At 33.3% G+C, this 18,710-nt stretch carries 17 protein-coding genes and 1 CRISPR repeat array; of the genes, 14 read left to right on the top strand and 3 right to left on the bottom strand.

All coding sequences use genetic code 11. The features are described 5' to 3' along the window. Positions 1 to 370: 370 nt before the first annotated feature. Positions 371 to 613 (bottom strand): hypothetical protein, encoded by a 243-nt coding sequence (locus ACN4EE_RS11585; RefSeq protein WP_431706602.1) that lies wholly within the window; start codon positions 611 to 613, stop codon positions 371 to 373. 315 nt (positions 614 to 928) lie between these two features. Between ACN4EE_RS11585 and cas10 the strand changes: the two genes are divergently transcribed. From cas10 to cas2, 12 genes are all read left to right on the top strand, one after another. Beyond that, a complete protein-coding gene (cas10, locus tag ACN4EE_RS11580; protein ID WP_431706601.1) occupies positions 929 to 3,178 on the top strand; it encodes a type III-A CRISPR-associated protein Cas10/Csm1 in 2,250 nt (749 codons plus the stop codon). A gap of 13 nt (positions 3,179 to 3,191) precedes the next feature. Beyond that, positions 3,192 to 3,749, top strand: a complete 558-nt coding sequence (locus ACN4EE_RS11575) for a Uma2 family endonuclease (protein ID WP_431706600.1) — start codon at positions 3,192 to 3,194, stop codon at positions 3,747 to 3,749. A gap of 16 nt (positions 3,750 to 3,765) precedes the next feature. Next, on the top strand, positions 3,766 to 4,290 hold the full coding sequence (gene csm2, locus ACN4EE_RS11570) for a type III-A CRISPR-associated protein Csm2 (RefSeq protein ID WP_431706599.1): 525 nt from the start codon (positions 3,766 to 3,768) through the stop codon (positions 4,288 to 4,290). A gap of 3 nt (positions 4,291 to 4,293) precedes the next feature. Beyond that, positions 4,294 to 4,908, top strand: coding sequence for a type III-A CRISPR-associated RAMP protein Csm3 (csm3, locus tag ACN4EE_RS11565; RefSeq protein WP_431706598.1), 615 nt, complete (start codon positions 4,294 to 4,296; stop codon positions 4,906 to 4,908). Positions 4,909 to 4,927: 19 nt separating this feature from the next. Further along, positions 4,928 to 6,202, top strand: coding sequence for a type III-A CRISPR-associated RAMP protein Csm5 (csm5, locus tag ACN4EE_RS11560; RefSeq protein WP_431706596.1), 1,275 nt, complete (start codon positions 4,928 to 4,930; stop codon positions 6,200 to 6,202). 67 nt (positions 6,203 to 6,269) lie between these two features. Next, positions 6,270 to 7,037: a CRISPR system precrRNA processing endoribonuclease RAMP protein Cas6 gene (cas6, locus tag ACN4EE_RS11555; RefSeq protein ID WP_431706595.1), complete on the top strand. Its 768-nt coding sequence runs from the start codon at positions 6,270 to 6,272 to the stop codon at positions 7,035 to 7,037. A gap of 17 nt (positions 7,038 to 7,054) precedes the next feature. Then, positions 7,055 to 7,984 carry a putative CRISPR-associated protein gene (locus ACN4EE_RS11550; protein WP_431706594.1) on the top strand — a complete coding sequence of 310 codons (930 nt, stop codon included), beginning with the start codon at positions 7,055 to 7,057 and terminating at the stop codon, positions 7,982 to 7,984. A 189-nt stretch (positions 7,985 to 8,173) separates the two neighbouring features. Continuing rightward, positions 8,174 to 9,400 (top strand): TIGR02221 family CRISPR-associated protein, encoded by a 1,227-nt coding sequence (gene csx2 / locus ACN4EE_RS11545; protein ID WP_431706593.1) that lies wholly within the window; start codon positions 8,174 to 8,176, stop codon positions 9,398 to 9,400. A gap of 371 nt (positions 9,401 to 9,771) precedes the next feature. Then, positions 9,772 to 9,906, top strand: a complete 135-nt coding sequence (locus ACN4EE_RS11540; protein ID WP_431706592.1) for a hypothetical protein — start codon at positions 9,772 to 9,774, stop codon at positions 9,904 to 9,906. A gap of 59 nt (positions 9,907 to 9,965) precedes the next feature. After that, positions 9,966 to 10,190: an AbrB/MazE/SpoVT family DNA-binding domain-containing protein gene (locus tag ACN4EE_RS11535; RefSeq protein ID WP_431706591.1), complete on the top strand. Its 225-nt coding sequence runs from the start codon at positions 9,966 to 9,968 to the stop codon at positions 10,188 to 10,190. Beyond that, complete coding sequence (locus ACN4EE_RS11530) at positions 10,187 to 10,579, top strand: type II toxin-antitoxin system death-on-curing family toxin (protein ID WP_431706590.1); 393 nt, start codon at positions 10,187 to 10,189, stop codon at positions 10,577 to 10,579. The genes ACN4EE_RS11535 and ACN4EE_RS11530 overlap by 4 nt, the downstream gene beginning before the upstream one ends. 30 nt (positions 10,580 to 10,609) lie before the next feature. Then, positions 10,610 to 10,900 (top strand): CRISPR-associated endonuclease Cas2, encoded by a 291-nt coding sequence (gene cas2, locus ACN4EE_RS11525; RefSeq protein WP_017295912.1) that lies wholly within the window; start codon positions 10,610 to 10,612, stop codon positions 10,898 to 10,900. A gap of 256 nt (positions 10,901 to 11,156) precedes the next feature. Continuing rightward, positions 11,157 to 11,501: direct repeats of the CRISPR family, unit length 37 nt; unit sequence GTTAAACTCCATCTTTACCCCGTAAGGGGACGGAAAC. A 201-nt stretch (positions 11,502 to 11,702) separates the two neighbouring features. On the opposite strand, the gene groL is transcribed toward cas2, so the two are convergent. Then, positions 11,703 to 13,376 carry a chaperonin GroEL gene (gene groL / locus ACN4EE_RS11520; RefSeq protein WP_431706589.1) on the bottom strand — a complete coding sequence of 558 codons (1,674 nt, stop codon included), beginning with the start codon at positions 13,374 to 13,376 and terminating at the stop codon, positions 11,703 to 11,705. A 438-nt stretch (positions 13,377 to 13,814) separates the two neighbouring features. On the opposite strand from groL, the gene ACN4EE_RS11515 reads away from it, so the two are divergent. After that, complete coding sequence (locus ACN4EE_RS11515) at positions 13,815 to 15,500, top strand: DNA methyltransferase (protein ID WP_431706588.1); 1,686 nt, start codon at positions 13,815 to 13,817, stop codon at positions 15,498 to 15,500. A 172-nt stretch (positions 15,501 to 15,672) separates the two neighbouring features. Continuing rightward, positions 15,673 to 17,343 carry a DNA methyltransferase gene (locus ACN4EE_RS11510; RefSeq protein ID WP_431706587.1) on the top strand — a complete coding sequence of 557 codons (1,671 nt, stop codon included), beginning with the start codon at positions 15,673 to 15,675 and terminating at the stop codon, positions 17,341 to 17,343. A gap of 168 nt (positions 17,344 to 17,511) precedes the next feature. Here ACN4EE_RS11510 and ACN4EE_RS11505 read toward each other — a convergent pair whose 3' ends face one another. Further along, positions 17,512 to 18,675 (bottom strand): response regulator, encoded by a 1,164-nt coding sequence (locus ACN4EE_RS11505; protein WP_431706586.1) that lies wholly within the window; start codon positions 18,673 to 18,675, stop codon positions 17,512 to 17,514. Positions 18,676 to 18,710: the final 35 nt, after the last annotated feature.

The following is an 18,710-nucleotide window of genomic DNA, read 5'->3' as shown; positions in this document are numbered from 1 at the left end:
AGAAATAGCTTTTTTACCTTGACAACTTAATAATGTTAAGAAATGTTAAGCATGAAACTGTAGTTTCTCGCAGACATCTTGTACAAGCAAGGTAGGGCAAAGGTTTCCAAGGGTAGCGTTAAACTCCATCTTTACCCCGTAAGGGGACGGAAACAGTGTTAGAGGATGCTTTAAGATACATGAAGCAGATGTTAAACTCCATCTTTACCCCGTAAGGACGTTTTAATAAGTTATATTTATAAAATAAATAGCTGTTAATAATATTAATAATCGAGGTTAAATTGAGCCAACGCCAAATATTTGATATAATTTCTCCACCTTGATCTTTGCCATATAAATAATATTATTATCTAAGAAAATACGTTTAAGTTTAAGCATTTTGATTATTTATTTTTTCTTCTAACATTTCTAGTTTTATATCCCTAATTAGGTCTAAAATTTTATCACAATTATCATAACCTTTTTCTTTTAAGATTTGATGGCGAAGGTCAAATTCATCAGGTTCTTTTTCAGCAATAATGACCACATCTACTTCCCCACTGCTAATTTTTTCGGATATTTTTACAGTTATTTCACCATTATTAATAGTTCCTTTTGTTTGAATAATTCTCATAATTTTTTTCTCCATATTATTAGATTTAGTTTTGATTTTACTGTAAATCTTGTTGATCTGTTAAGGTCGATCGACGTTGGACATCTCAAAATACTCTCAGTCATTGCTCAAAAAACGTTATGGTGGCTATGGTACGATCGAACAAATTGGATGATTTTAACTATATCTGTGTCATAATCCCTATTAAATATTAAGAAATCTTACAATAATAATTGAAAATATACTTTTTTTTGTAAAATTTGAATAGTGTTTTTTCTTCACTTATCTTCAGAAAGCCAACCTTGAATAATTTGATTAAAGTTCTCAAGCTAATAAATGAATAATACAGAAGTAACAAATCATCAGATTGCCCTTTCAGTTTTACAAGAAGGGATAAAAAAATTAGCCCAGTGGCTAGAGTTAGATTTTCCTTCGTTACCATTGATACAACATCAGTCAATTATCAAGGCTAAAGAGATTATTTCATGGAAAGAAGAATCAGAATTTAAACCTTTAAATTTACTGTTTGATTCTATTCATATTCAGAATTATAAATCACAAGAAAAAACTCATTATTCACCATCTATTGTTATCGAAAATAGTTTCCCGATTCTTCCCGTACCTACTTCAGATATTCCTGATATTAGTAAGTTTAAAATAGAAGCAAAAGAGATAATTAGTCATTTAAACCATGAAGATTTAAGCAATTTATCTTTATTAAATTTATGTTTAGAAAAAATTGGATCTCACATTAGTTATGGGGAAAATGATATTGCTTATAATGATTTCATTAAATCTTTAGCAATGATAGCTGTTAGTTTAAATAATAATCATTCTGCTGACAACATCGGTTTAATTGGTGGGGATTTATCAGGTATTCAAAATTTTATCTATACAATTTCTGCCGATGGTGCATTAAAATCTTTACGCGCAAGAAGTTTTTTCCTTGAATTAGTTACCGCAGAAATAACTCAACAATTATTAACAGAATTAAATTTACCTCCCACTAATATCATTTATGCTGGAGGAGGAAATCTTTATATTTTAACGAATGATAATCACGAAGAAAATCAAAGAATAAGTAATATTATTAAAGCTCGTTTTAATGATTGGTTTAGCAAAAGTTATCAGGGTAAAATGTTTTTAGCTTTAGACTATGTGACTTTACCTGTGGATAGTTTAAGTAGTGATCAATTATCGCAATATTGGCAGAAAATTCCTCAAAAATTAGGAAGTCAAAAACAACAAAAATTTAGTAATCAAATTAGAGATTTTTTAACACCAAAACCGAGTTATGAATCTTGCCAAGTTTGTCATCGAGATGATCAAGTAAAATTAAAACCATTAAACCCTCATAATCTCGATTCTTCCTCCGCTTGTTGGGTATGTCGCACCATGTTTGAGTTGGGAAGTCGTCTGTTTAAAGTTAAGGCTATTGTGAGGGTAAAAAGAGCTAAAAATAGAATATTCGATCGAACCGAAAGGGTGAATAAAATTGTTTTACCCGGTTATGAATATTATCTTTATGAGAGTATTAATAAGGCTTTATCTGTGGATAATGCAGAGACAATTTTTCTAATTAATAATTGGGATTTAGCTAATTATAAACAAGAGAAAATTAAGCCTATTTTACTAGGTAATTATGGCAAAAAAACTGAGTTAGAAAATGAATCAGGTTTTATGTCTGCCAGTGAAATGACGGAAATTGCCAGAAAATCGGGCAAAATTGCGAGGGTTGCTTATTTACGCATGGATGTTGACAATTTAGGTAAAATTTTTGCTCAAGGTTTAGGTAAGAAATTAAATTTACCTCGTTTAGCTAGTTTATCCCGTCAAATGACTTATTTTTTCAAGGTTTATTTGAATACTTTAGCAACGGAAAAAAATTATAATTTACTATTTATTTATGCAGGAGGAGATGATTTATTTATTAGCGGTGTTTGGGATGAAGTGATAGACTTTGCCTTTCAAATTTATCAATCTTTTCGAGAATATACGGGTAATAATCCTAGCGTTACTTTATCCGCTGGAATTAGTTTTGCAGGGGCAAAATATCCCCTCTATCAATCTGCTAATGAGTCGGGAGAAGCGGAAGAAAAAGCTAAGGGAAATGGTAGAGATAGTTTAGGTTTATTTGGGGAAGTTTTTAAGTGGGAAGAATGGTTAGGGAAAGAAAATATTAATGTTAATCAGTTAGAAATAGATGATAATTTGAGGGAATATTTAGGGGGTAATGTTTCTTTAAGTTTATTCGGTGTTAAGCCTTTTGTCGATGCTTTACAAAACATAAAAGATAGCTATTCTCGCAATTTTGTTCAAAATTTATTGGCAACCGCTAAAATACAAGAACAGAAAATTAAGGAAGTAGAAAAGAAAAAAGCAACTCTCACTTATTCTCAAGAAATTGATGATGTCAAATATTTTTTACACTTACCAAAAATAGCTTATACTTTGGCTAGATTGCCTAGTCATATTCAAAATGATCCTCAATTTGAACCTATTAAAAGTTCTTTGAAAAGTCCTTACAATGCTCGTTATTATAGCTCGATCGCCCCTTGGTTAGAGTTATTAAATCGTTCATCATAAAGAGGAGGTAATAATGGAAATTTTAATAGAAAAAAAAGTTAGTTTTGAAGATTATTTAAAGTATAATAATGAGGATAATAAGTATGAATTGTTTGAAGGAGAATTAAATTTAATGACTCCCCCCACAGGATTTCATGCCTTAATTATTAATCGATTAACTAAACTAATTGAAGGAGAAATAAATCGCTTAAAATTAGATTGGTATGCCTTACAGGGTATAGGAATAAGGACAGGAATTAGACGCTCTCGTTTGCCAGATTTAACTATTATTAATCAACCACAACTGACGGAAATTTTAAAAATTTCTGCGGTATTAGAAACACCTCCTTTATTAGTCATAGAAATTGTTAGTCCAGAATCGGAAATTAGAGATTATCGCTATAAAAGAAGTGAGTATAGTGCTATGGGTATTCCTGAATATTGGATTGTCGATCCTAATAGAGAAACAATGACTATTTTGCAGTTACAAGAGGGAATGTATGAAGAAATATCAGTCCTAGATACGGGACAAATTTCCTCACGAGTTTTCCCCGAAATTCGGATTAAACCTCAAGATATTTTTAGCCTTTAAATAATCATAATCCAATATGAATAAACCAAACTTAAATCAACCTCCTAATAAGAATAAAGTGAGAACAGAAAATTCTCCCTCAAAAAATAATAATCAGGGGCAAAATTCTTCTCAAAATACCACAAATATGAACAGTAAAGAAGCAATTTTAAACACTTTAAAAGACAGAAAAACATTTAAAGAGTATCCTATCCGAGATTTAGTTAATCATTCCGAAGAATTTGGAAGATTTTTAAAAAATCAACGTTTAGAAACTAACCAAATTCGCAAGTTTTTAGACGCAATTAATCGTCTCAAAGTTAAACTAACTCAAGGGGGAGAAAACAAGAGTGAAACAGATTTATTTCAATTAGTTGAACCTGAAATTGTCTTGCTTAAGCCCAAATTAGCTTACGCCGCCGCTAGGGTGGATGCCGCTAAACCCTTAAGTGACGTTATGGCACAAGTCATCGACAAGGTTCAATCCTTAGATGATTTCGATCGTTTAGTTCAATTTATCGAGTCTATCATTGCCTATCATAAAGCCGCAGGAGGAAAATAAATTATGGCACAAGTTATCGACAAACCCCAAAGAAATTTATTAGGTAAAATTATCATCAAAAGTGATATTGTTGTGAAAACAGGATTACATATCGGAGGTGGTGCAGAAAACCTTGATATAGGTGGTTTAGATAAACCAGTGATTCGAGACCCTATTACCTTACAACCATATTTACCCGGTTCATCCATTAAGGGAAAATTGCGATCGCTCTTAGAAAGAATGTTGAATAAACCCCTCAACCGTTCGGGAGGAAGTGGTACATACCGTTATGAAAGTGATGATGTAGAAACTGGTTATAGTGATGTGCAAGGTAATTTAGTCTTGTTTCAAGGGGCGAAAACCTGCGAATTAAGTAGAGTTTTTGGTTCGACAGGGAAGGATTGTTGGATCGAAAAAACCGTTGCCGATAGTCAACAACTCGATTATAAGCAGACAAAAACCATCGAGGGTACAGAATACGTCAAAATCAAAGGGCGAAATTACAGCGCTCGATTAATCGTCAGAGATGCCCATTTAAAAGCAGATTCAGCTCAACTGTCACACCTACTGATTTTAAAAAAGTTCATAGAGTTTATCGTAGCGGTATTTCTTTATCTTTACCGATTCAAGCCCAACTAACGTCTATATCCTAGTAATTATGACTACAACCACTTTACAACCCCTAACCTTCACCAAAAACTATCAAACCGCCAAGATACGTTTAACCACACCCATTTTAAGAATTGGTGGAGCTGTCTCTCAACTTAATCCCTATGAATATATACAGACATCAAGCAAGGTTTATTTGCCTAATCAGGAAGCCTTAGCCAGAGTTTTACTACAGAGGGGTAAATTACACCAGTATATCCAAAAAATCGAAGATAAAGAAGATATTAAACCCCTTTTAGACGATATTGACGAAAATTGGCATAATTTAACCGATGATTACGGTAATCTGATTTTTCCCCCTATTGGTATTAGTCGTAAATGGGTTGATGGTAAAATTACTGACTTACGCCCTATGATTCGCAACGGTTTTGGTGAGCCTTATATACCCGGTAGTAGTATTAAAGGTGCAATCAGAAGTTCGATCGCATTTTTTCTACTTAAACACCAAGAAACCTATAATACTCCTAGAAGAATTAGTCAAATAGAAGCACAATTAAGACAAAGAATCGATAATGGAGAATTAAGAAGACAAGCAAAATTTGCCGATGATAGACTATTTATGAGTGATTTATTTGAGAATTTTTCCCTCAAATATAACAATAAAAATTATAACCCAAGAACAGGACCCAATACCGACTTTTTAAGAGCTTTAAATATTAGTGATTCTTTACCATTACTAGAGAAAAAAATACCTAATAAAAAAACAGGAAAAAGCAAAACTTATAATATTCCTGTTACCACCGAAGTAATTGTTTCCAGTCATTTTCAAGATAATAATGCTAAATATAAAGCCTCCTTATATACAGAAATGATATTTAATGTGCGTACTGAATTTACGATTAATCTTGACTTAGAAATGTTATCTTGGTTTAACCATAATCAGAATATGAGATTACCCTTTAATAATTTGGAAGAATTAATGAACATTTGTCAGGAATTTAGTCAAACTCAATGGGATGGAGAATATGATTATTGGAATAATATTAACGATAATAACCATCAAGGAAAAAACTTAGATTTTGAGATAATTAGAGATTTTTATGAGGAAGAAAAATGTCCTTATCAATTAAGATTAGGATGGGGTACAGGTATGGGAGGTACGACAATTAATTGGTTAATCGATGATGATTTAAGAGCAGAAATAAGAGATACTTGTGGTTTAAAAGCCCCTAATTTTGAAGCTTCAAAATCCCGTCGTACAATCCTTAATCGTGAGGGAAATATTCGTTATGTACCCGGTTGGGCAAAGTTAAAAATTATTTAAACGTAGAGTGGGCATTGCCCACGAAATTATAAAACTATACTCAATCAAAAATTCAACAAAAATATAAATGTTAATCAAATCAAAATGGACATTAAAAGTAAATAAATTAATCCTATTACCTTGTGCTTATAATCTGGTTTTGATTAAAAATTTATATCAAAAAATGTCCTTAGATTTTCTGAATATTGCTATTCCTGAGATAACTTTTTCGGGAATAATTGGCAACTATAAAAAGGAAGGGGATTTTTACTGTTTATCTCCCGATGAAGAATACTATTTTTCATTATCTGGTTTAGAAACTAATGCTAGTCATGGTATTAAAAATGTACAGTTAAACTCATCTTTAGACTTTTTAGGCGTTAATTTTGAAATAATTAATAGAGAAAATCAAATAACTTCCTATGAGGAATTATACAGTAATTTAGTCGCAAATGATCCCCCAGGAATTAAGGAATATTATCTTCAATTTTTAACTCCGACTTCCTTCGCCCAAGGAAAGACAAAATTACCGTTACCTATCCCTAGTTTAATGTTTCGTAGTTGGTTAGATAAATGGAATTATTTTTGCAATATTTATTTAGGAGGAGATGAATTAACACAATATTTATCAGAAAATATTTATCTTAGTTATTATCGATTATATAGTCGTCAACATTATATCAGTCAACAGAAAATAACAGGTTTTACAGGAGAAATTCGTCTTAAAATTCCTGTAAGAGTTGATGATTTATTAGCTAATGTAGCTAATCTTTTAATTCATTATTCTAATTACTGTGGCACGGGTATAAAAACTCGTTTAGGTATGGGTAACACATTTTTAACTACTTTTAATTAATCTTAAATACTATCATTATGGAAACAATTATCATGACTGTGGGTACATCTTTAAGAACTAATAAAGATATTAACTTACCCCTTGAAAAAAAACGCCCTTGGCATAACAAAAATACTTTTGGCAATGAATTAGTAATCGCAAATATCGAAGGTGCGATCGAATGGATGAAAGCCACAGATTTAGATTTAATTAGTGCAGAAACTAATACATTTTATCATCTCAATTTACAAGCAAAAGATGAGATAATTTTATTATACTCCGCCACTAAATCAGGAGAAGAATGTGCCAAAATTTTACGCTTATTTTTCACTGAGTTAGGTCAAAAAGATGTTAAAATTCAACAAATACCAGAGGTTAATTATGAGATAGATGTTAACGGTAATGTTTTAGAAAAAATGGCTAATTTATTAGCAGAATTAATCAAAAATGCTAAAGGAAATGTTACTCTTGCGGCAACGGGAGGATTTAAAGCTGAATCCATGATTATGGCATTGGCAGGAAATATTTATCAAGTGCCTGTTTGTTATATTCATGAACAGTATAAGAGCTTAATTTATCTTCCTTTTTTATCTACTGACGGTAAAGTTAGTTATGGTAATTATAAAGCAGAATTACCCCATTCCACAAGGGATAGAAACGATATTTTTAATCTTCAAGAAGGAGTACAACATCATCGTCCTAAAACATGGAATAAAGCTAAAAAAATTCTCTCAGAAATTCCTTGGATTGATAACGTTTATTTCGATAAAAAAGCATTTTCAGCTCCTCGTAATAATTTTAGATTATCTAACTATAAAACTCAAGATAATAATTATATTTTTTGGCTTCATTTATACCAAGATAAAGATAATAGAATGGGGGTTTCGATCGAAACTACAGGCTATAATGAACAACATTTAGAACAAGCCATGCGAGAATTAAGAGAACGTTTAGGACATTTATTCTAAGGAGATATTAACAGTTATGACGATCGCATCTTTCAACACACAACAAAATAAACTATAAAAAAAGCTATAGTAAAAAGTAGATTTTGATCAATTAACAGTTTTTATTTTACCTGACACCCGACACCAGCAACCTGACACCTTTTCCTAACCAATAATTTATATACTCACACTAAGAGAGCTATTTTTACTATGATTTTACTAAGTTTTATCGGTACTGGCAAATACGAATTAACCTCTTATACATGGCAAGATCAAAAATATGAAACTGAATATGTTATCGATGCCATCGCCCACTTTTTTAAAGTAAAAGAAATCAAAGTTTTTACTACCAAAGAAGCCACAAAAGCTCACGGAGAGCAACTAAAAAATAAAATCAATGATAAATTTGAATTATCCTATATTGAAATACCCTCAGGCACAAAAGAAGAAGATTTATGGGAATTATTTGATAAAGTAGTAGAATCAGTGCCAGAAAATAGCGAAATTATCTTTGACATTACCCACGCTTTTCGATCGATCCCCGTCATTGTTTTACTCGCCTCTGCCTTCCTCCAAAAAGCCCGAAATGTGAATATAAAAGGTGTTTATTATGGACAATATAACAAAGAAAAAAACGAATCCCCTATATTTGATTTAACTCCTGCCATTAAACTACTAGATTGGTTAACCGCTACCGATACATTTATTAATACGGGATCATCTCAAAAATTAGGACAATTATTAGCAGATATTCAGATAGATTTTTTCAAATCAGGTAAAGCTAAAAAAGAAGAAATAAAACCCAACAAATTAAGAAATTTTGGCAGTGCGATCGCAACTATTTCAGAAAATATAGAGTTTATTCGCCCCGTAGAATTGTTAGAATCTGCTCAGAAACTTAAAAGAATGTCAGGGAAAGAAATAAGAGAAGAAGTTGGTATTTTTGCCAAACCCTTTGAACTAATTATCGATAAAATTGAACAAGATTACGCCCAATTTGCCATCGAAAAATCCGCCGAATCAGACTATCAACTGATCATCAAAAAACATTATTTATTAATAAAATGGTATGTAGAAAAAGGCTTAGGCACTCAAGCAATTTTATTATCAAGAGAATGGTTAGTCACAACTTTAGCCATCTTAGAAAATACAAATTATTTAGATAAAGACGATCGCAAAAATATCGAAAATCAACTAAACGCTATTAGTGGCAATAATCCCGAAAGAATTAAACTATATGAACAGGAAATATCTAAACACGTTAACGATATTAAACAACTAGATGATACTTGGTCACAATTAGGAAGAAATAGAAATAACATCGCCCATTGTCAAATGAATGCCGAGCAATTTTCCAGTAAAATTTTACATCAATACGCCCAAAAGTTACCGCAAACTTTAGCGGATTTATTTCCTCAACTTGACTTAATATCGTAATCGTGACATCTCCCACACTGACCTAACGGTACAGATGTGGGCTTCTTAACTTCGCAATTAAGAGTTTCTGCTTCACAGGACGGCACTAGCCTTACAGACAAGTCCACAAGACCCCCTAAATTATTTGTTTTGTGAGAAATTTCAACTAAGTTTCCCCTTTATTTAAGGGGAGTTAGGGGGGATCATAATTCGTAAAACAGGCATCTTGCCTGTATTTATCCTGCATTGACGATCGAAATCAACAGACTACGAAAACGCACAATAGTTCTCACTCCTTAGACATAGCTGATTTTCAACCTTCCCCTGATGGAGAGGGAATCTGGCTAGGCATTACCGCCAAAAAATTATTATTACGAGAATTAGAAGAAAGGATGAACCAATACTTATTATATCCTCCTCAAAATCGTAAACTGAAACTCAATCAAATATTTCTCGAACAAGCCCGAATGTTAGCCCGATGTTTACTAGAATCAAGTTTAGATTATGAACCTTTTTTTGTTAAATAACAGTAAACTACCTATTTATTACATTACAATATTAATTATAACTAAGATTAAATAAGACAATGTTTAAGCTAAAAGTAACTACCGTCGGCAATTCTACGGGGATTGTTTTACCCAAAGAAGTATTAGCAAAAATGCACATCGAAAAAGGGGATAATCTTTATCTGACTCCTACCTCCAACGGCTTTGAAATTACCCCCTATAATCCTGAGTTTGAACAAGAAATGGAAACTGCACGAGAGGTAATGAAACAATATCGCAACGCCTTACGAGAGTTAGCAAAATGAAAATTCATTGGTTATCAGTGCGTTTAGTTATAGCCATTCACCAAGAGCAAATCAGCGAACATGGAGGGGCGGATGGCATAAGGGATAAGGGTTTACTAGAGTCAGCTTTAATGCGTCCACAAAATCAATATCACTACCATCAAATTACGAATATTCCTTTCCTAGCTTCTATTTATACCTTTAGCATAGTTAAAAATCATCCTTTTATCGATGGTAATAAAAGAACTGGTTTTATTGCTGGTGTTACCTTTCTAATGCTCAATGGTTATCAATTCAAAGCCTCTGAAATAGAAGTAGTAAACATAATCAAAGCCTTAGCTAGTGGAATAATTACTGAGAAAAAATTACAACAGTGGTTTATAAAAGAAAGTGAGCAAATAGGTGAATAACAATTCTATTTTATGTAACTTTTGTTAAACATGATTAAACTTTGGCTAATTTGTTATGACGTACGAGACGACAAAAGACGTACTCAACTGGCGAAATTATTAGAGCAACACTGCGAAAGAGTACAATATTCCGTGTTTGAATGCCCTTTAGATACAAAAAAATTAGAACATCTCCTCTCAACTCGATGGTTAAAAGTCTTGAATTTACAGGAGGATAGTCTGCGGATTTATCCCCTAGATGCCTCAGCAAAGCAAAAAACAAAAATTTATGGAGTCAAAGATAACCCCCCCTATGAATCTCCCGACTACCTAATTTTGTAAAGAAATGTTAAGTTGACTTGTAAATTTGTCGCAGTTAGGTAAATATAGTAACAGAGAGTTTTAAAGACTAAAAACAAGATAAGTTATTTTTTTTACGCAGATTCACTCTGATATTAGACTTAATTTCAGTTTTTGTCCTAGAAATAGCTTTTTTACCTTGACAACTTAATAATGTTAAGAAATGTTAAGCATGAAACTGTAGTTTCTCGCAGACATCTTGTACAAGCAAGGTAGGGCAACGGTTTCCAAGGGTAGGGTTAAACTCCATCTTTACCCCGTAAGGGGACGGAAACGCTTCTACATCATTATCAGACAAGCCTAAGATATATTTTCCTAGTTAAACTCCATCTTTACCCCGTAAGGGGACGGAAACTGCCTTCTTTTTCGTGAATGATTGCTCTCAAGTCCTCGTAGTTAAACTCCATCTTTACCCCGTAAGGGGACGGAAACCTATCTCAAGCGAATCACGCTCAATCAGGATAACTCCCATCGTTAAACTCCATCTTTACCCCGTAAGGGGACGGAAACTTCATAGTCTTTAATGATTGCTTGATCATCAAGAAAGTTAAACTCCATCTTTACCCCGTAAGGGGACGGAAACTCTTTATAATTCTATTTTCACAGACAAAAAAAAAGAGGCTATTAAGCCTCCCAAACTTAGATACTTCAACCATTTTCAAGGAAACAAGTATTCAGTTTTTTAGTTATTTTTCAATACATAAGTTCTATTCTTGTCTTTCTGTCTCGTTTTCATCTTTTTTTGTCAAAGGGAGGTGGGTATTGCCCACCTTACAAGTATGGATTACATCATTCCCATGCCGGGCATTCCCATGCCACCCATGCCACCCATGCCACCCATACCGCCCATACCGCCCATATCGGGGGCTGGGGCTTCGGGTTGGGGTTTTTCTACTACTAAGGCTTCGGTGGTGATGACTAAACCTGCGATCGAACCTGCATTTTGTAAGGAAATGCGTACAACTTTAGCAGGATCAACAATTCCCGCTTTAATTAAGTCTTGATACTCGTCAGTGAGGGCATTATAACCAATATTAGCACTAGATTCTCTGACTTTTTCTACTACTACAGAGCCTTCCACACCAGAATTATTGGCAATTTGACGTAAAGGAGCTTCGATGGCTTTCATCACGATTTCAGCACCAATTTTTTCTTCTTCGATGGTGAGGGTATCTTTAAAAGCACCTAATTTAGAGCATAAGTGAATTAAAGTTGCACCGCCTCCGGGTACAATACCTTCTTCTACTGCCGCTTTAGTGGCATTTAAAGCATCTTCAATGCGCAATTTACGCTCTTTTAATTCGGTTTCCGTAGCCGCACCTACTTTGATAACTGCCACACCACCAGCTAATTTAGCGATACGCTCTTGTAATTTTTCTGCATCGTAGTCAGAGTCGGTTTCCGCTAATTGTTTGCGAATTTGAGCAACTCTTTTTTCTACATCGGCACTGTTGCCACCATCAGCCACGATCGTGGTATTATCTTTTTCGATCGTAATTTTACGAGCTTTACCTAACATATCGAGGGTAACGGTATCGAGACTTAAACCGATGTCTTCAGAAATAACTCGCCCTCCTGTTAAGACGGCAATATCTTCTAAAGCGGCTTTTCTGCGATCGCCAAAACTGGGAGCTTTGATGGCGGCTACATTTAAAACCCCTCTGGCTTTGTTAACTACTAAAGTCGCTAAGGCTTCACCGTCCACATCTTCAGCGATGATTAATAAAGGACGAGCAGAACGTGCTACATTTTCTAATACGGGTACTAAATCAACAATCGCACTAATTTTTTTATCGGTGACAAGGATAAGGGGATTTTCAAACTCGACAATTTGCTTTTCTTGATCCGTGATAAAGTAAGGGGATACATAACCTCGATCGATCTGCATACCTTCCACTACTTCTAATTCAGTAGCTAAAGATTTAGACTCCTCAACGGTGATAACACCATCTTTAGTGACTTTATCCATAGCTAAAGCAATCATTTCGCCGATTTCTTCATCATTTCCCGCAGAAACTGTGGCAACCTGACTAATAGCTTCACCTTCTACGGGTTGAGCAATTACCCCAATTTCCTTGATTAAGAAAGCCACAGCTTTGTCGATACCACGACGTAAAGCCACAGGATTTGCCCCTGCGGTAACGTTTTTTAAGCCTTCGTGAATCATAGCTTGAGCGATAACCGTAGCGGTGGTTGTACCGTCTCCTGCGATGTCTTTAGTTTTAGACGCAACTTCTCTGACTAATCTTGCCCCTGCATTTTGTAAAGGGCTTTCTAATTCGATTTCTTTAGCAACACTGACACCATCTTTGACGATTTCAGGCGCACCGAATTTTTTTTCTAATAGTACATTTCTACCTTTAGGTCCTAAAGTTACTTTAACAGCATTAGCCAAAGAGTTAACCCCTTGCTCTAAATGTCTTCTGGATTCTTCTTTAAATGATACGATCTTAGACATATATATTTTAATTTAAGATATTGATTCACCATATATAAATTTAGCACTCTTAGGCACTGAGTGCTAATACGGTTATCAGTACCTTTTCCATAGAAAATTATCAATGGTAAATCATAAACTATAGTTTTCTTTCAATTTATATCAACAATCGAAAATTAAGGGTTAAAAACCTTATTACAAATTAATTAACAATGTGATATACTTTGACATATTAGAAATCCTCAAAAATACAGGCAAGATGCCTGTTCTACGGTGATAAAATCATAATTTCTGGCAAGATGCCTGTTCTACGGTGATAAAATCATAATTTCTGTAGAAGTCTATTGTACAAAATAGTCAATTTTTGACATGATGAAAACCTATACCCTCACACAAACAAGAAATCAACTATTGCACGTTAGGATATTAAATGTTAGCTAAAATTAAAAAGATATTAAAATGATTAAAAAACTTTATTATGGAGATAATTTAGAGATATTAAGAAATCATATTGACGATGAAATTATTGATTTAATCTATCTCGATCCCCCCTTCAATTCTCAAGTAAATTATAACGTTATTTTTAACAGTCCAAAAGGAGAAAAATCCACCGCACAAATTACCGCTTTTGAGGATACTTGGACATGGAACATTGAATCAGAAAGATGTATCCAAGATTTGAAACAAATAAGGGGAGATTTAGCCGAATTATTAGATTTATTAGTGCGAACTTTAGGGAAAAATTCCCTTTCAGCTTACTTAGCAATGATGGCAATTAGGTTAGTAGAATTACATCGAGTATTAAAGTCAACAGGTAGTTTATACCTTCATTGTGATCCCACCGCAAGTCATTATTTAAAGATGATTTTAGACATTATTTTTGAGCCTAAAAACTTTAGAAATGAGATAGTTTGGGAAAGGAGTAAAAATCGTTCTTCTATTAGTAGAAATCTTCGGAAAGCCCATGATATTATCTTATTCTATAGTAAGTCAGATAATTATATTTTTAACTTACAATATAAAGAATTATCAAAGGCATCTTTAGAAAATTATCGCTATGAAGATGAGAAAGGAAAATATCGTTTAGTACCGTTATTAGTGAGTGGTAAAAGAAATGGTGAAACAGGTAAAATTTGGCGAGAAATTAATCCTAATACTCAAGGAAAATCTGGAATGCACTGGGTAACAATACCTGATAAATTAGAAGAATACGATCGACAAAATTTGATTGTTTTTTCTAAAAATGGTATTCCTAATTTGAAATATTATTTAGAAGAAAATCAAGGAGTACCGTTAAATGATACTTGGATTGATATACCTTTAATTTCTTCCAATTCAAAAGAATCTTTAGGTTATCCTACCCAAAAACCACGACAATTATTAGAAAGAATTATCTCTATTAGTAGTAATGAAAATGACTTAATTTTAGACCCTTTTTGTGGTTGTGGTACAGCAGTTCATGCTTCTGAAAAATTAAATCGACAATGGATTGGTATTGACATTACTCACTTAGCAATTTCCCTCATTGAGAAACGTTTAAGGGATGCTTTTTCTGATAAATATTTAGATAATTCAGAAGACTTAATCAAGAAAAAAACAGACTTTTTTGAAGTAGAAGGAACTCCTAATAATTTAGAATCAGCTTTAGATTTATTTAACCGAGACGCTTATCAATTTCAATGGTGGGCAATTTCTCTTGTTAATGCACAACCCTATCAAGGAAAGAAAAAAAAAGGTGCTGATTCTGGTATCGATGGTATTATTTATTTTGATGATTTTGATAGTCAAAAAAGCGAATCTGTCATCAAAAAAATTATCGTGAGTGTTAAGGGCGGTAAAAATGTTAATGTATCAATGATACGGGATTTACGGGGTACGATCGAGGCAAATAAAGCAAGTATGGGATTTTTTATTACTCTCACTCCTCCCACAAAACCGATGATTCAAGAAGCATCAAAGGCGGGATTTTATCAAGCAGGAAATGGCAAACAATATCCAGTGATTCAAGTGTTTAGTATTGAAGGTTTAATTAGTGGAGAAGAAACGCCGAAATATTATGATTTAAGTTGGGGAAGAAGTACCTTTAAACAAGCCCAAAAAGAAGCATATACTAACGGTGAACAAATAGAAATTAATGGTATTTAAACTATATAAGTTCGATCGAATCCCATGATAATTTGTAGGGTGGGTCATGGAGAAAATCAGAGATAATAGACATAATATCATGGACAGACCCACCATTATTAGTCGAGCGAAAATTAATTAATTTATGTGGTATGATAAATAATATTTGTTAGGAAAATCAAGATAACATTTTATGATTAAAAAACTTTATTATGGAGATAATTTAGAGATATTAAGAAATCATATTGACGATGAAATTATTGATTTAATCTATCTCGATCCCCCCTTCAATTCTCAAGTAAATTATAACGTTATTTTTAACAGTCCAAAAGGAGAAAAATCCACCGCACAAATTACGGCTTTTGAAGATACTTGGACATGGAATATTGAATCAGAAAGATGTATCCAAGATTTGAAACAAATTAGAGGAGATTTAGCGGAATTATTAGATTTATTAGTGCGAACTTTAGGGAAAAATTCCCTTTCTGCCTACTTAGCGATGATGGCAATTAGGTTAGTAGAATTATATCGAGTTTTAAAGCCAACAGGTAGTTTATATCTTCATTGTGATCCTACCGCATCCCATTATTTAAAGATGATTTTAGACATTATTTTTGAGCCTAAAAACTTTAGAAATGAAATCTCTTGGAAACGATCGCAACCTAAAAGTCAGACAAAAAATAACTTTTCTAATTGTCGAGATGTTATTTTAAGATATACAAAAACAAATAACTTTACTTTTCATAAAATTTATGGTGAACATAATCAAGAATATTTAGATAAATTTTATCGTTATATTGACGAAAATGGGAGACGTTATCGCTTAGGTGATTTAACTAATCCTAACCCCGATCGACCTAATTTAACCTATGAATTTTTAGGAGTAAAACGGGTTTGGCGATGGACAAAAGAAAGAATGGAAAAAGCATATCAAGATGGTATTATTGTTCAAAGTAAAAAGGGTGCAGTACCTCGTTTAAAAAGATATTTAGATGAAATGCAAGGGCAACCCATAACCGATAATTGGGATGATATAGAACATTTGCACGGTTCACACAAAGAAAGGTTAGGTTATCCTACCCAAAAACCATTAAAATTACTAGAAAGAATTATCTCTATTAGTAGTAATGAAAATGACTTAATTTTAGACCCTTTTTGTGGTTGTGGTACAGCAGTTCATGCTTCTGAAAAATTAAATCGACAATGGATTGGTATTGACATTACTCACTTAGCAATTTCCCTCATTGAGAAACGTTTAAGGGATGCTTTTTCTGATAAATATTTAGATAATTCTGAAGACTTAATCAAGAAAAAAACTGACTTTTTTGAAGTAGAAGGAACTCCTAATAATTTAGACTCAGCAATAGATTTATTTAATCGAGACGCATATCAATTTCAATGGTGGGCGATTTCCCTTGTCAATGCACAACCCTATCAAGGAAAGAAGAAAAAAGGTGCTGATTCTGGTATCGATGGTATCATTTATTTCGATGATTTTGATAGTGAAAAAAGCGAATCTGTCATTAAAAAAATTATCGTGAGTGTTAAGGGGGGTAAAAATGTTAATGTCTCTATGATACGGGATTTACGGGGTACGATCGAGGCAAATAAAGCGAGTATGGGATTTTTTATTACCCTTACTCCACCGACAAAACCCATGATTCAAGAAGCATCAAAGGCGGGATTTTATCAAGCAGGAAATGGCAAACAATATCCAGTGATTCAAGTGTTTAGTATTGAAGGTTTAATTAGTGGAGAAGAAACGCCGAAATATTATGATTTAAGTTGGGGAAGAAGTACCTTTAAACAAGCCCAAAAAGAAGCATATACTAACGGTGAACAAATAGAAATTAATGGTATTTAAACTATATAAGTTCGATCGAGAACCCCTTGATAATTTGTAGGGTGGGTCATGGAAAAAAACCTGAGATAATGGAGATAATATCATGGACAAATCTACCATTTAAAAATAGTATTTCATGATTAAAAAACTTCATTATGAAGATAATTTCGAGAATTACAATCAACTTTCTTAAGAAAGATATTTTTTAATGAGGGAGAGTAAAACTTCTGCTTCGGGGGGTTTAGCAACAAAGTCTGTCGCACCAACTAATTTTGCCCTAGCTCGATCGATATTGGTATCTTGCCCTGTTAAAATAATAATGGGGGTTTTCTCAAACACGGGAGAATTGCGCAAAAACTGACAAACACTATAACCATTAGCATTAGGCATATTAATATCTAACAGAATTAATTGAGGTTGATGTTCAATCAGTTGAGCAAAACCGTGCATTGGTTCAGGTATCGCTAATATATCATAACCTTTAGGAGTCAAGATTTTTTTGATATTATGAGCTACCACTGGGCTATCATCAATACAAGCAATTAAAATCCCCTTTGTCTTAGATGTATTTTCCGTCACAGTTGACGGCGGTGAGGAGGATTTGGGAGGAGAAGTTACAGCAGGAGTTTTGACTTCCTGAGAATTAGGTGACTGTAAATCAGGTATCTCTTTAAACTTAACAATACCTTTACGAATATAAGGAATAAGTAAACGAATCAAGTCATTCACGGATTTTTTATTTTTCAAAGCTAAATCCCAAACGCTTAATTTTCCGCCTAACCCTGTTAGTAAAGGTAATGATTCCTTCGGGTTATCTATTTTCGATAATGGTGCTAAACTAGGACTTACTGCTTTTAAACCTTGAGTATCCCATTCACTGCGTAATTTACTGGCATTATCAATAATCAACGCTACTTCCTGATTAGATAAAGCTAATACCAACACTAAACCCGACTGAGTTTTTTCCTTATCATGCCACTCAAATTCTAAATTAACAGAACCAAGTAATTCAAACAAGACTTCTTCGGTTACGCAACGAATCATCTCTTTAACTTGACTCATGCCAATTTTTTTTAATCCTAATTCATGGTACAATAATTCAAATTCCCAGGGCTGATCGTTACTAAAAGAAATTGCAGTGAATTTTTCTTCTATTTTTGCCTTTAATAATCCTCTTTTCCAACGTCTTACCCTATGCTTTTTCATCACGGCATAAGCCAATTTTCCCGAAAAAAAATGTATTTCTGCTAAAACTTCCTTGTTTTTACACAATAAAACTCCGTTTTTAGTTTCTTTGGCGATCGTACTCAAAGTTTGTTCTAAGTGTGTCACTAAATCTGTTTTGACTAGCATAGTTTTTCCCTTCCAAAGAATTTAAGTTAAGACTG

This window comes from Geminocystis sp. CENA526 (assembly GCF_050753365.1).
GTDB lineage: Bacteria > Cyanobacteriota > Cyanobacteriia > Cyanobacteriales > Cyanobacteriaceae > Geminocystis.
This window is presented reverse-complemented; position numbering and strand designations above follow the sequence as displayed.

What these genes read in the sequence shown, in the direction of transcription:
- csm3 (WP_431706598.1), top strand. Translation starts at nt 4,294, where the DNA reads ATGGCACAAGTTATCGACAAACCCCAAAGAAATTTATTAGGTAAAATT.
- ACN4EE_RS11505 (WP_431706586.1), bottom strand. Translation starts at nt 18,675, where the DNA reads ATGCTAGTCAAAACAGATTTAGTGACACACTTAGAACAAACTTTGAGT.
- csm5 (WP_431706596.1), top strand. Translation starts at nt 4,928, where the DNA reads ATGACTACAACCACTTTACAACCCCTAACCTTCACCAAAAACTATCAA.
- ACN4EE_RS11515 (WP_431706588.1), top strand. Translation starts at nt 13,815, where the DNA reads ATGATTAAAAAACTTTATTATGGAGATAATTTAGAGATATTAAGAAAT.
- ACN4EE_RS11575 (WP_431706600.1), top strand. Translation starts at nt 3,192, where the DNA reads ATGGAAATTTTAATAGAAAAAAAAGTTAGTTTTGAAGATTATTTAAAG.
- csm2 (WP_431706599.1), top strand. Translation starts at nt 3,766, where the DNA reads ATGAATAAACCAAACTTAAATCAACCTCCTAATAAGAATAAAGTGAGA.
- ACN4EE_RS11540 (WP_431706592.1), top strand. Translation starts at nt 9,772, where the DNA reads ATGAACCAATACTTATTATATCCTCCTCAAAATCGTAAACTGAAACTC.
- ACN4EE_RS11530 (WP_431706590.1), top strand. Translation starts at nt 10,187, where the DNA reads ATGAAAATTCATTGGTTATCAGTGCGTTTAGTTATAGCCATTCACCAA.
- cas6 (WP_431706595.1), top strand. Translation starts at nt 6,270, where the DNA reads ATGTTAATCAAATCAAAATGGACATTAAAAGTAAATAAATTAATCCTA.
- ACN4EE_RS11510 (WP_431706587.1), top strand. Translation starts at nt 15,673, where the DNA reads ATGATTAAAAAACTTTATTATGGAGATAATTTAGAGATATTAAGAAAT.
- cas2 (WP_017295912.1), top strand. Translation starts at nt 10,610, where the DNA reads ATGATTAAACTTTGGCTAATTTGTTATGACGTACGAGACGACAAAAGA.
- ACN4EE_RS11585 (WP_431706602.1), bottom strand. Translation starts at nt 613, where the DNA reads ATGAGAATTATTCAAACAAAAGGAACTATTAATAATGGTGAAATAACT.
- ACN4EE_RS11535 (WP_431706591.1), top strand. Translation starts at nt 9,966, where the DNA reads ATGTTTAAGCTAAAAGTAACTACCGTCGGCAATTCTACGGGGATTGTT.
- cas10 (WP_431706601.1), top strand. Translation starts at nt 929, where the DNA reads ATGAATAATACAGAAGTAACAAATCATCAGATTGCCCTTTCAGTTTTA.
- groL (WP_431706589.1), bottom strand. Translation starts at nt 13,376, where the DNA reads ATGTCTAAGATCGTATCATTTAAAGAAGAATCCAGAAGACATTTAGAG.
- ACN4EE_RS11550 (WP_431706594.1), top strand. Translation starts at nt 7,055, where the DNA reads ATGGAAACAATTATCATGACTGTGGGTACATCTTTAAGAACTAATAAA.
- csx2 (WP_431706593.1), top strand. Translation starts at nt 8,174, where the DNA reads ATGATTTTACTAAGTTTTATCGGTACTGGCAAATACGAATTAACCTCT.